Origin of the sequence: Nocardia ignorata NBRC 108230 (assembly GCF_001612905.1) — a bacterium.
Lineage (GTDB): Bacteria > Actinomycetota > Actinomycetes > Mycobacteriales > Mycobacteriaceae > Nocardia > Nocardia ignorata.
Window position 1 is genome coordinate 79810 of the sequence record NZ_BDBI01000039.1, and the last position, 12957, is coordinate 92766.

Below are 12957 nucleotides of genomic sequence, written 5' to 3' on the forward strand. Positions count from 1 at the left end.
AATGTTCATGCGCTCAACCCGCAACATTCTCCTCGGTGCACTGCCTGTGGCTATGGCGGTCGCCTTCGCCGGCAGTGGCGTTGCGTCGGCGGACGCCACCGCCGACCAGCCGGCCACCGTGCTGGCCGTCCAGGACGACAACTTTGCGACGGCCGTCGCCGCGTTCTCGTTCGGATCCGCCACTCCGGCGGGCGCAGCGATTTCCCGGGATGCCGAGTCTACGATTCCGCAGGCCGCCGAGCTTTCGGACGAAAACTTGGTCACGGAAGTGGCCGCTCCCGCGATTTCGGAGGCAACCGCTCCGGTGGTTTCGGACGTGATCGACACCCAGTTGCATGAGGTCGCGACCAATCCGAAGGCCGAGAACTCCGACCCGGTGGTCAACGGTGCCCTCGCTGGTGCCGGGCTCGGTGCGCTGGCCACGCTGGTCAACTGCATCCCGTCCGCGATCATCTTGGGCGTGGGCTACCCGATCTGCCTCCTCCTCGGTGTACTTCCCCACGCGGCCGTCGGTGCCATCATCGGTGGCGTTGTGGGCCATGTGAATCCGGAGGTCGTTCCGCAGGTTCTGCCCTGAGAAGGTAAGTCGGCACGTAACCGCCCCTGATTCGGGACCCCCGGTGCTGCTGCGATGAAAAGCGCAGTGGCACCGGGGTTTTGCTGCGGGGATGCTGATGTGCCGACCTGGGGAGCCCATGAATCCGGAACGTCCGACTGAGTGACCGCCGCTGTGCGCGGCAGCAATTGACGGCTCGCCGGAGTGCACAGCCACCGGCGAGGCGGTGTCGACGACAATGTGGTGGCGAGCCGTGCGAGCTGTTCCCCGAAGCGCTTAGGGTCCTTTGCGTGACACGGGTGGGGCGATCGCGTTCTGGTGCGGTGAAGTTGTTGCTCGGTGTGGCGGCGATCGCGTTCTTGGTCGGCGGCGCGGCCACCTTGGTCGGGCTCGGGGGAATGACCTCGGATCCCGATGCGGTTCCGACCTGTGACGGGAAGATCATGTCCGTCGGTGATCGGTGCGAGATCACTCGCCGTGGTTCCACGGTCGACTCCTATACCTATCAGGAGAAGATCGAGCGGCAACATGCGAACAAGGACAGTGCCGGTACCACGCTGACCATCGGGTTGACTGTGATCGGGGCGAGTCTGCTCACGGGGGCGCTCGTCGAAATCAGGTCCCGACGCTCTGCTCCCCGCCGAACATCTTCCGCGCCTGCGGGATCGGCGACGCCGTCGCCCGAGGTCCCCTCGCAACCCACCGAGACTGCCGCACCCACGCGAGCAGGGGTGGTTCACGCAACGCGGACGGTGGTGATCACCGGTGTCGCCGCGGGGCTGTGTGTAGTCGCCGCGGTAGTCGTGGGCGTGGTTGTGGTCCTCGCCGACCGGGCTGATTCGTCCGAACCGTCACCGTCGCAGGCAGCGGCTACTTCTTCCTCGGCGGCCTACTCTCGTCATATCGAGGCATTGATGGCTGGGATGCCCGCAACCCTGCGAGCGGGGATCGAACACTGCGAACCGAGCCCGGTCAGACAACGTCACGTTCTCCGCGCGGGGTACCTGCCATTTGACGAAGAACAGCCCACTGGTTGCGGGATTGGCCGCCCACGATGGATTGGCGGGCATCTTCCAGGTCGCGAACGTGAACGCCACTTCCTACTACAAGACGATGCGCTACCAGGGCATCGCGTTCCGCGATGACGCAACCGGTTTCGCGGTCTTCAACCAGGACCAGACCCCCTCCGACCCGCCCGGTCTCGGAAACCTCATGGAGTACCTCGACCGCCGCACCGGCCTGTGGCTGAACGTGAGCCACTTGGTCACCGTGCAGGACGCCGAGACGTTTCTCGCACGCGCTGGGTTCTAGACACGCGCGGACCCACTTCGGCGCCGTCCGCTCAGCCGCGATCTGACCCGAAGGCCAGGAATGTGTGCGCGAGGGGGGACTCGCATGCAGATTCCGGATCAGACCTTCGGAGATGTGTGATCGAGAGCGATCGAATACATATCGCGAAGCTGGTACGGGCTAACCATAGCGCGTATGCGGGCGTTTCGGGCTCGTCGGGTCGGAAGGGTTCGCTGCACGATAGTCTTCACGAATGGTCGACAAGTCGAGTGGCGGTGAGGATTTCAGCTTGCCAAGCTGGCGGCGGCGCATCCGGACTGCCCCGACTCTACCTGGCGAAGGGCAAGCCTGGGTCGATGTGCTGCCGAAGCTGCTTGCCGCGATGAGCGACATCGAAACGACGAATCGAAGCGTCGACGTCCCTGCACTCGGCTCATCGTTCGTAGCCACGGAGCTGCTGAAAATGCTGGGGCCGAGCCTCGTGGTCAGGCGCGACAGTCGAATCCAGTTGGCCGAAGGTGCTGCTGCATGGCTGGCAGATCCGACCCCGCACAACTTGATCCTCCACCTGCACCGCCATGTTCAGCTGATAGGTGAGCTCTTGGCACTCCTCGTCGATGGGCCGCTGACACATGAGCAACTGCGCGATATCGCCAACAGCCGCTACGGGATGGGTTGGTCCTCGCTCGACCCGCTTCGCCGTCGCACCACCTGGCTACGCGCGACCGGACATGTCGAACTCTACGACGGTGCAGTACATCTGACCACTGCCGGAGCTGCCGTTCTTGCCGAGGTCACCCTCGGGGCACCGGAAGAGTTTGAGTCCGACAGCGTGATCGCCGTTCCCGACCCGCTTCCGGAAGTCGATGCACTGCTTCGTCTTCTCGATCTCCAGAATCATGGCCGCCGGACGGCACCGGGAAGCTCATACATCCCGAGCCCGGAGGGAGTTGACCCAGTTGACGTGATCAGGGCTGCGGTCTCGGTTGCGATACCCTCCGCCACTGAAACGACTTTGGAAGAGGTACTGCAAGGGTTCGGCGTTGCCGAGGTATCCGCACGCCAGGCGCGTGGGAGCCTGAAGTCATTCGGCCTGATCCGGCGCATTGGGCCGGGGCGCTGGGCTGCCACCGAGGCGGCTGTCGCGTGGCTCGACAGTGGTGATGACGTTCAGTTCGCACGGATCCTGCATGCCCACCTGTGGTTCGTGGGTGAGCTCATGCAGGAGCTTCACGAGGGGCCCCTAGCTGCGCCAGTGCTGGCCGCCCGCAGTAGAAGGTACGGCCGCGCTCAGGTTTCGAAGGCGGCCGTCAGCGTTCGGTGTGCGCTTCTCCGGGGGTGCGGGCTGCTCGATAAGCTCGACCATCAGCAGCACCAGTTGACTCCAGCTGGGCGAGGATTCCTGACGGGTCTGCCGCTCGCGCTCCCACTGGATCAGGATTCTGAGGAGTCTCCGGAACAGACGATCGACGAGGAGCGCCAGCGCGGCTCAGCCGCGTCGATCGCCGTGGAATTGCTGGAGGCTGCGGTCGACAGCGCTAATCCGGTTCGGTTCGAGATTGCCGTTGGGGCGGCCCTGACGTTTCTCGGATTCGGCGTCGAGCACTTATCGGGACCTGGCCGGACCGACTTGGCCGTGATTCTGCGGGTTCCTCAGGCACCCGTCATCGTCGCAGTTGAGGCGAAAACCTCGGCAGAAGGCACAGTTTCGGAACGAGATGTCAGCTTTCAGGCGTTGCGCGAGCATCGGGGCAAGATTGCCGCAGACGTCACCATGTTGGTCGGTCCGGCGTTTCACCGAAGGGTGCATGCCGAGGCGGCTGCGGACCCGCACGTCGCCGTGCTGAACGTGCAGGAACTGGCTGACGCGGTTGCTCTGCACTGGGAGATCCCTTTTGCCCCGGAGGAACTGCGCGCCCTGTGTGAACCCGCCCTGACAGCAGATACCCGAAGTAGCAGGTTGGCAGATCGTCATCAGGTGCGTCGTCGGCTGGCCACCATCCTCGACGCGGTTATCACTCAACTCGACCTCGAGATACAGGATGAGGATCCGATGTATCCCGGAGGCTGGCTCGGACCGGGCGAGCTACGCCGAGACCTCCGCAAGCTCGGGGCAGACAACGACGTCATCATGGAGGCCCTGCGTTTACTGGCATCGCCGTTCGTTGGTGCGATCGAGGAAAGCAAAGGACGCTACCGACTCGCCGGAAGCCGCGTCCTCGCCGTCGAACGTATCCGAGCGCTCGCGAAGCAAATCGAGGCGCCAATAGCCGGGCTGGAAGGGTGATACATCCTCGCCAGGTGAAGCGTGCGACAGTTGGCACTTGTGGTGCTGGTGGATTCCGGTCCTGTCATCGCGTCGACTCGGTTCTCCTGTGGGGGCGATGATCGAAGTGAACTTTGTACCTGGGCGATGCACCGACACACGCTCTCAACGCCACGACGGGCCAGGTGTAGGACGCACGTTCGGATGTCCTCAGCGTGGAGTCATCCGGCCATTCCCGCGGTTGAACCGGGGTCGCGCCACGGTGATTGTTGGCTGTCGTGGTGGACGCCGTCGGCGGCGAGGAAGCAGACCAGCCGGTGATCGTTTACGTGGAACGTCGCGGGATCGGTTGGGTCCTGGCTACCGAGGAAAAAGGCCCAGCAGCCCGCCTGGCTGCCCGGTGAGTATCGCTGTCGGCTTTCGCTGCGGGCATGCGCCACTTCCCGCATGACGGAGTTGCGTTGGCGGGAACTCCAATGCGTCCAGTCGATGCGGAGTTGGTAGGGGTGAACGAGGCCGAGTAGCCCGCTGGGGTCGTTGTCGCCGCAGTACAGGTCGATAGTGAGTGTTCGAGGTGTGTCGACGGGCTCTGTTGACCAGCGGATCGGTGCATAGAAGATGCGCTGTTCGGTATAGCTGCGGACCTCGAACCGTTCCAGGCGACGGAACCCGGTCGCGTACCGGGTGGCGTCGACGCCGGGGACGTCGAGTTTCATGGCTGACCGTTGCTCTGGTGGGTTGTGCAGGAACGTGCTGCACAGGGTGCGAATCGTGCGGCATGTCCCGAGCCGTACGGTGCTTTGACCGGTGACCGGGGTGGGCGGTGGCTCGGAGAGAGGCTCCAATTCATCGGAGTCGGCCGGCGGTTGCGGTGACTGGATACGGCGAACATCAGTCAAGACCAGCTTGGCCACATACCCAGCGACGACCTCGAGGGGTTCGGGATTGTCGGACCGCTCCGGCGGATCCACCATCTTGACCCGGCCGTCGACGTCGCATCCAGCGGCATGGCCCCATTTGGCTGAGAAGTACGGCCTCACCTTCTGGCCTGGATGCCACGCACACGCGGCTAGCTTCGCACCGCACAGAGTTGACGGGCACGTGAAGTCGGAGCGCTTCACCAGATCCGGATCCCATGCCAGAAGATCTGTCGCGTCCACGATCTCGTCGGTCGCCGCGATACGAGCCTGGTCCATCAGTCCACCCCTCCCCTGGGGACGACGCAGTCCACCCATGGCCTGGTCGCTATCAATCCAGGGTAGGAGCAGCTACCGACAAGGGAAGCGGACAATGCAGTATGACGAATCGCATACGGCGGTAGTGCGCCAATCGGCGATTAGTCCGGAACTAGGTGTGTACGCCAGTCCGTCCGCTCAGCCTGGAGCTACCGCGATGACCCGACCTCCCGTCGAACCATGCTCGCCCGCAGTGCGTGGACCATCACCGACACTGACTTTGCCGTCGGTTGCATCGACCGGGGCGCACCCGGTTTCCTCCTCGACCTCGCGTGCCGCTGCCACATTCTGGGCATGACCGACGTATCCACCAGGAAGCTCCCACGCCTACTGGTCGATGAGCCGACGGTGCCGGAACACCAGCAAGATCTCACGGGAGTCGTTGAGCACCAACGTCATTACGCAGCGGTCGACAATCGGATGTGCCGGTTCTTACCGACCATCGCTCACCGAGGATTGTCCACTGCCGGTAGATCGGTCCGACGGTGGGTGCCGGAGCTGTGCAAAACGTGCGCCTCGTCCCAGCCGCGGCCGACTCGGTGTGGGGCTCGTCAACTGGCTGCACCAGGCGGTGACCTGGTGACCTGATGCGAAACCTGCGGCCACTCTCACCCTGCAACCCGACCACGTAGCACGGGTGCTGGCATTGTAACGAGAGTTGTGGACACCCTCACCCACCGAATACGCTGGTCGCTCTGGTGCCGTCGACACCACACCGCGCCCGCCGAGGCCACTACCAGCGACGATCTCGGCTCACGCTGTAACCACGAATCCGACTGGAGTATTAGGTAACTGGAGTCCCGGTGTATACGAACATCCCGCAATGCTGCTGTGTGCATGATCAACTGGAGTGTTAGTGGTTCCCGGTGCACCCGCCGGATACCTACCGGCATGATCCGAATCGCTGGCCCTTCGACCGTCAAACCGACAGCCATCAGCCGCACCCTTGGTCAACGCAGTACAACGCCAGCGATTGCAATCCAACTACTCTTGGCACGACTCTGAGTCAGAAAGGGCTACTGTGTCGCCGAGCGAACATGCACTGTTTATTGGTGTCGGGACCAACCAATACTGTGACCCGGAGCTTTTCAATCTGACCCAGTCAACCCAAGAAGTGCGTCGTATCGCCGAACTGGTTGGCGATCACTACGAACGACATCTCCTGACCGACGCGGACCATGCCGAAGTTCGGGACGCACTCAGGGCATTGAAGGGAAGATTCTCCGTGGGCGGGGGCAGCGTCTTCCTCATGTGGTCTGGCCACGGTGTCCCCGGCAGCATTGGTCGTGTCCGCCTTTTGGTGGCTGATAGTGAGAACGACATCGGATCTGGTTTCGACCCTGAAGAAGTCGCCTCGCAGTGTGTTGTCACAGGAGCAAACCAGATTCTCTGCGTCCTCGACGCCTGCCATTCGGGTGCCGCTCTCGGTGTCACCATCCAGGTAGATGACCTTTTCGCTCGCACCAGTACAATGGCCGGATCAACATGGGTGGGTGTTCTCACCTCATGTGCGGCTGACGAGATCGTACGTGAGCAAACACTCGGTCCCGCCCTGATCAGATTGCTGTCGAGCGGTCCCGACCCTGCCGGACAACATGCCGACCTGCTTCGGAGGCGATGGAACCCGCACTGCGAGTTCATTCGTGGTGATGATCTCTGCGACGCAGTCGTGAAACAATGGGATCATTCATATGGAGCCCTCCCGCATTTTGCTCAGGCAGGTAGCGCGATGCCGATGGTCAGAAACCCTCTGTGGTCGCCGACCGCCGCACCAACCCTTGTGCAAGAAATTCTTGACGGTGCGCCAGTCCGCCGCTTCACTGGCCGGAACAGGGAAATTGGAATCGTCCAGTCATGGGCCCTGGCAAATGAGCCCGGAATTTTCGTGATCACCGGTCGGTCCGGTAGCGGAAAAACTGCCCTACTCGCATATGCCATGCAGCAATTGGGCCATCAACCGAACGAAGCCTTGGTTGATTCGGATTCGACACTGTCTCCCGTCCTTTGCTGCACACAGGTTAGTGCTCGCGGACTTGATCACACATCACTGGCAGCACGAATCGAGCAGGGACTCATCGCGTCCGGCGTTCTGGAGCCGTTGGACCATGCTCGGAACACCTACGAGTTGGTCGGCGCATTGGAACGACTCAGCCACCCGGTCGGTGATGAATGTCGCCTGCCCGTCATCGCAGTGGATGGGCTCAGCGAGGCTCCGGGCCATCTCGAAGGGGTCATCAATCGACTGTTGGTTCCCATGAGCGAGTATGCGGTCGTCATCGTGACCACTCGACGCACTGAGGTCAGGGCATTGGCTGGGTCCAGCACCGGCGTCACGGTGCACCGAAGTGGCACTGCGCAGACAGCTGTATCGATGCTGGACGTGACCGACGTGATCACCTCGCTCGACCGCATCCTCGATCTGGATTCGGCGACTCATCGGGAATCTGGCTGGCGGTCACTGACGCAGTCTGTTGATGAGCGCCTGTCTGGCGTCTCTGAGTCCATGGACACTCTGGCGGTTGCTTTAGAGATTCAGCGGTTGGCAGGCGATCAGGATCCGCCTCCGTTCCTCTTGATGGAGCTCATCTGTGATCGGTTGGTGGATTCTCCCATTGACACTTCAAAGTCCGGATGGCAAGTGAACATCACGGAGACGATTGCAGCATCTTTGGATCAAGTCGTGCAGAAGGCTGTTTCGGTCCATGAATCGCCCCGCAACCATCCGGTCGACGACGCACGTCACCTGCTGGAAGCGTTGCAGTGGGGACTGGGTGCGGGGTTCCCCGAAGAGCATTGGATTGCCGTCGCAAATACAATTTGTCCCCAGCGCGACTTCACTCGCGCGGATATCGATTGGTTGTTAGGGGCGCTCGGGAAGTATGTGGTGGAAGATTCCGAGCAGGGTGTTGCGGTGTACCGCTGCGCGCATTCCCTCATCGCACAGCACTTCAGAATGAGAGCGACGAACGATCAGGTTTCCGGCGACATCGAAATCCGCGTTGCGCGGACTCTCCTCGACAGGGCGGAAACTCTGTCGTCAGTGTCCGCAGATTCGGTTGACCCGCACCTCAGCCGATACTTGTGGCAGTACCTCATGCGTGCTGGCGAGCAGGGGCTCGCACTACTGCGGGATCGCGCGGTGCGGGTACCGCGGCATGCGGCGGAGCTGGCTTATGCGACCCTCGGCGTCTCTATCAATGCACTCGATGCTGCTGACGTTGCACGAGCAACGGAACTCGCAGAAGTGACCATCGCTCAGCTAGAGGACAGTGACCTGCAGCATTCTGATCCTGTGTATGCCCAGGCACATGCCCATCTTGCACTCTGCTTTCAGGCAAGTGGACATGTCGACCAAGCAGTGCGTTCGGCGGGCGCTGCCGTCGATGTCTACGCCCGGCTCGTTCAGCATGATCCGGACCTGCTCGCCGACTACGCGGCTGTGGTCCACAACTACGGAACAACGCTCATGGACGCCCGCCGGCCACAGGCTGCGATCGAAGCCGCCAGCCGCGCCGCGGATCTAGAGCGCGAGTTTCTCGCACGTGGTGGCGACAACCACTACCGGCTCGGTGTCACACTCAATGTCCTCGCTCTCGCCCACAGCGCCGCCCTCCGCGATGCAGATGCAGTGGTGGCCAGTGGAGACTCCGTCGACGCACTCAGGAGAGCAGTCGAGCTACGGAACCGCGTTCGCGACCGCATCGCACTCGCGGAATCACTGAGCAATCTCGGCGGTCATCTGGCTTCGATCGGTGACCTTCAGTCAGGCCTCTCGGCGGCCGAAGAAGCACGCCGGGTCCTCGAAGAGGTAGCAGTCGAGGAACCTTCCCTGAAAAGCAAGCTGGCTGGGGCCAAGAACGACGTGGCCGCACGGTTGATGGAACTCGGTGAACACGAGCGCGCACTCGTCTTGATGGATGAGGTGATCGAGACATTGCAGTCGATCGAGAATCCCAGCCTTAAGGTGCGTACTCAGTACTTTGGTGCGTTGAACAACTGCTGTGTCGTCCTTCTTTCGGCAGGGGCCACGATGGAGGCCGCCAGGCGAGGTGACGCTGCGGTGCGGCTGGCCCGGACAATCGCTGCCGATCATCCCGCGACGAACGGCGACCTTGCGATGGCGCTGGACAACTTCGCGAACTGCCTAACGCAGCTCAGTGAACACCGTAGGGCCATTCAGCTCACCGAGGAAGCCCTGACGATCTACCGCGAGATCGCGAACCAAAACAAGGGTGAACTGGTGCATGTCGCTCGTGTTCTGCTCAACTACGGTGATCGGCTCGCAAATGTCGGGCACCCGGAAGATGCAGTCGTAGCAACGGAAGAAGCCCGCAATCTCTACCACAACCTCGCGGCATCGAACGCCCGGTTCGGAGTGGAAGTTGCTCGCACCATGGCCCAACTCGCTATCCATCAACGAGCTGCTCGTGATCGGGTCGGGGCTGCGTCCACAGCAGCGCAAGCGGTACAACTGTTCAACGAGCTCGCGGGCCGCAAGATCGTCGATGACAATCTCCTCGCCGAAGCTCGTGCCGAGACACTCGTTCAAGCCACCACATGCGCCCTGGACCTGGGCCTGCAACTGGAGTACGCACAACGCGCGGTATCGGCGTTCGAAGCTGCAGGAGTATCGAAGTCCCTGAGATATGCGGTGGCGTTGCGCAACCTCGCTGCGGTCCAAGGGATGGCGGAAGAGTTCACTGCCGGAGTCGAGGCCATTAAGCGAGCGGTCGAGGTCCTGTCCCAGCTTGCTGCGACTGATCGGGCAGTCGAAGCGGAGTTGGCATCCGCGCTCGGCATCCAAGCAAGGCTTGAGTTTGCCGTGTCCCATCCCGACCTGGGCATCCAGGCAGCACTCGACGCACTCGTTTACTACGAACGCCTGCCAGAGCTAACCCCCGCCAACATCGCCACCTGTGCGGAAGCTCTCGCCGCCCTGGCAACTGATGGTGTTGCGTTCGACCCTCGCCTACCGATTGCCGCGTATGTCGATCGTGTGCTCGAACCGTTGGACGCCGTTCAGCGCGCTCGACTGCTCGGTGAGATCGTCTCCCGACTCCCGGACTTGAGTCCATTTGTGCCGCAATGGATCCTTCGCGGTCTCAACGAACTCGGCCAGCAGGACCCCGCCTCGCTCTTCGGCCTCCGCATGCTCGCCAGACGCAAACGAGCAGCGATTCCCTTTCTTTTCGACCTCGCGTGGGCGCGAGCCACCCACGCCAATGCTCCATCGTGGCTGACAATCGATCTCCGCCGCCTGGCGTCCGCACTCAAGTGGGCGTCCTCGTCAACTCACAGAGAGGGTTACGAGTACCTGCGGCACCACCACTACCTTGTCGATCCTTCCTTCGACCCCGCCGTCGAAGAGGCGTATCTGGGCATCATCCCTGAACGAGTCCCCGTCCTCCGAGAAATCCGATCGATTGCCGCAGTGAGCGATATCGCCGACGCCTATCAGAAGCCGCTGGCATCCGATATCGCCGACGCATTCGCGGCGACCGACCTCGACGAACAGCTCGAACTCCTTGCCGCGAACGGAGAAGAACTTCGTTCGGAACTGGTGAAAGAACACCTGCGTAACCGCGCCACCACCGATGATGTGTCCGGAACGAAGGCATACTTCCTCCTCCGGCTGTCAGAGGACGACCTGCACGTCGCCGTCGCCGGCGCTCTGTCCGACCCCGATGCAGCCCAAGACTTGCTTGAGCGCATTGCACGCGACAACGACCAACCGACCCTCGTGCGGGCCACTCAAGTGCTGCTTACACGGCACCCACCCCGAGCGTGGCAACCCGAAGTGGCCGGAGTCGCGGCCTTCTACCTGAGTGCGATCATGATGGAACAGGGCAAGCAGCAAGAAGCTACGTCCCTGGTCGATTCTGTTCGAGAACTCGTTCCTGACCGGCTTGTATCCCTGACCAGTGCGGCTGCACGACTAGGTCCAATCAAGCCAGAGTTCCTGCAGCTCATTCCACTCCTTATCGACGTACGTCAGGACAACTAGTGTGAATCCCACCGATCTCATCGTCGTCATCCCGGGAATCATGGGAAGCGCTCTCGAGAAGGGCGAGAGGCCTTTTTGGTCCAACCGTCTGGGTGCTTTGGCAGATTCTATTCTGCACCTCAACCGCAACATCGACTATCTACGTGTCCCGGACGGGCTGGGCGATGACCATCCTGACGATGGAGTAGTCCCGACAGATCTCATGGGGAATATTCATGTTGTGCCAGGACTTTGGTCCCCGGTGCAGGGATACGGGACGCTTGTCAGTCGACTGCGGAGCATCGGATTCCAGGACATTCCCAATTCTACGTCCGCACCCAATCTTGTCCTCTTTCCGTACGACTGGCGGCTTTCCAATCGCTACAACGCACGCCGCCTCAAGGTCGTTGTCGAACGAGCGCTCAGCCGCTGGCGTGAAGCAGCGCCGCAGAATAAAAATGCTGAAGTAACTTTTGTCTGCCACTCGATGGGCGGCCTAATCGCCCGCTGGTATATTGCCGTCGAAGGCGGCGCTGAGGTGACGAACAAACTGATCACATTCGGAACACCGTATCGTGGTTCTCTCAAAGCTGTCCTTACACTCGCCAACGGTCCGGTACCCGCTCTCGCCAGAGTCGGCGTCGACCTGCACTCTGCGGTGCTGTCCCTGCCCTCCGCCCACCAGCTTCTACCATCCTATGCATGTGTTGAACGCGACGGCGAACTGCACCATATTGATGGGCAAGTGATCCCCGGCGTACCAACCAAAGCCGTCAACGACGCCATGAACTTCTACCGTCGTCTCGAAGCGGCTGAACTGAACATAAAAAACAACCCGATGCGCCATGCTGTTATCGGAACTATGCAGCGGACCGCGACCTCGCTCACCGTCACGCATGGCAACCTGATTGTCCACCACACTCTCAACGGCGACGACCACCGTGGGGACGGAACCGTGCCTGCAGCATCCATTCCGAAGGGTATTCAGCTCGACGACAACACACTTCGTCGTGTCGCGGAGAAGCACGGTAGTTTGCAGACCAACCGCGCAGCATTAGACGAGATGGAAGCAATTGTCACGGCCAAACCGATTACCTTCAAGGCGTCGAGCGATACAGAGATCGCCGTCACTTCCCCTGAGATCGTGACCTCCGCGGATGATGTCGTTCTTGAAGTGTCCTGTGCCCGAACGCCACAAGTCGTCGCAATAGAGATCATGAACGAACAAAATATTGTGCTATCGAAATTCACCAGGCCTATTCGCGAATTCGCTCAGACCGTCACTCTTCGTGCACTTCCGCCGGGTGGTTACATTATTCGAGTTCGAGCTGCCCTAAGCGGCCAGCAACCTGGAGTTTCGTCACCGCTTCTCGTGTGGTCGTCCGCATAGGTGCTGTATCGGGTTCGGTTGCGGATGCGTCGCCAGCAGATCGGGCTGCGGGGAGGCCAAGGAATCCTCGGTTGATTGTCGGAGCGAAGGTTCTAGCGGGCAGTCAGGTGTCATAGTTCCTCGTAGGCGGCTCGGTCGGCCTCGGAAATTTTAGCGAGCTGTTCGGTCGTCAGCTTAGGTAACTCCTCAAAGTTCGTCACGCCGTCATCATGAACCGGACCACCGACACTGCTCCTG

At 61.5% G+C, this 12957-nt stretch carries 6 protein-coding genes and 1 pseudogene; 5 read left to right on the plus strand and 2 right to left on the minus strand.

All coding sequences use genetic code 11. The features are described 5' to 3' along the window. Positions 1-7: 7 nt before the first annotated feature. The 3 genes from NI2_RS28365 to NI2_RS28385 all read left to right on the plus strand — a co-directional run bounded on the left by NI2_RS28365 (position 8) and on the right by NI2_RS28385 (position 4133). Positions 8-577 (plus strand): hypothetical protein, encoded by a 570-nt coding sequence (locus tag NI2_RS28365; protein ID WP_133734285.1) that lies wholly within the window; start codon positions 8-10, stop codon positions 575-577. 990 nt (positions 578-1567) lie between these two features. Next, positions 1568-1867: a hypothetical protein gene (locus NI2_RS28370; RefSeq protein WP_133734287.1), complete on the plus strand. Its 300-nt coding sequence runs from the start codon at positions 1568-1570 to the stop codon at positions 1865-1867. Between the two features lie 232 nt (positions 1868-2099). After that, the gene (locus NI2_RS28385) at positions 2100-4133 is read left to right on the plus strand and encodes a hypothetical protein (RefSeq protein WP_133734288.1); all 2034 of its coding nucleotides are present in this window, start codon (positions 2100-2102) and stop codon (positions 4131-4133) included. Between the two features lie 200 nt (positions 4134-4333). On the opposite strand, the gene NI2_RS28390 is transcribed toward NI2_RS28385, so the two are convergent. Together NI2_RS28390 and NI2_RS35785 are read right to left on the minus strand one after the other, a co-directional pair. Then, complete coding sequence (locus NI2_RS28390; RefSeq protein ID WP_067497037.1) at positions 4334-5308, minus strand: hypothetical protein; 975 nt, start codon at positions 5306-5308, stop codon at positions 4334-4336. 177 nt (positions 5309-5485) lie between these two features. Further along, positions 5486-5659, minus strand: a pseudogene (locus NI2_RS35785) (hypothetical protein); the annotation flags it as partial. Positions 5660-6368: 709 nt separating this feature from the next. Between NI2_RS35785 and NI2_RS28400 the strand changes: the two are divergent. Both NI2_RS28400 and NI2_RS33345 read left to right on the plus strand, forming a co-directional pair. Continuing rightward, the gene (locus NI2_RS28400) at positions 6369-11351 is read left to right on the plus strand and encodes a caspase family protein (RefSeq protein ID WP_166655843.1); all 4983 of its coding nucleotides are present in this window, start codon (positions 6369-6371) and stop codon (positions 11349-11351) included. A 1-nt stretch (position 11352) separates the two neighbouring features. After that, on the plus strand, positions 11353-12720 hold the full coding sequence (locus tag NI2_RS33345; protein ID WP_084476914.1) for an esterase/lipase family protein: 1368 nt from the start codon (positions 11353-11355) through the stop codon (positions 12718-12720). Positions 12721-12957: the final 237 nt, after the last annotated feature.

Bases quoted from the DNA above. Each gene is read 5' to 3' on its own strand.
- NI2_RS28365 (WP_133734285.1), top strand. From the start codon at position 8: ATGCGCTCAACCCGCAACATTCTCCTCGGTGCACTGCCTGTGGCTATG.
- NI2_RS28385 (WP_133734288.1), top strand. From the start codon at position 2,100: ATGGTCGACAAGTCGAGTGGCGGTGAGGATTTCAGCTTGCCAAGCTGG.
- NI2_RS28390 (WP_067497037.1), bottom strand. From the start codon at position 5,308: ATGGACCAGGCTCGTATCGCGGCGACCGACGAGATCGTGGACGCGACA.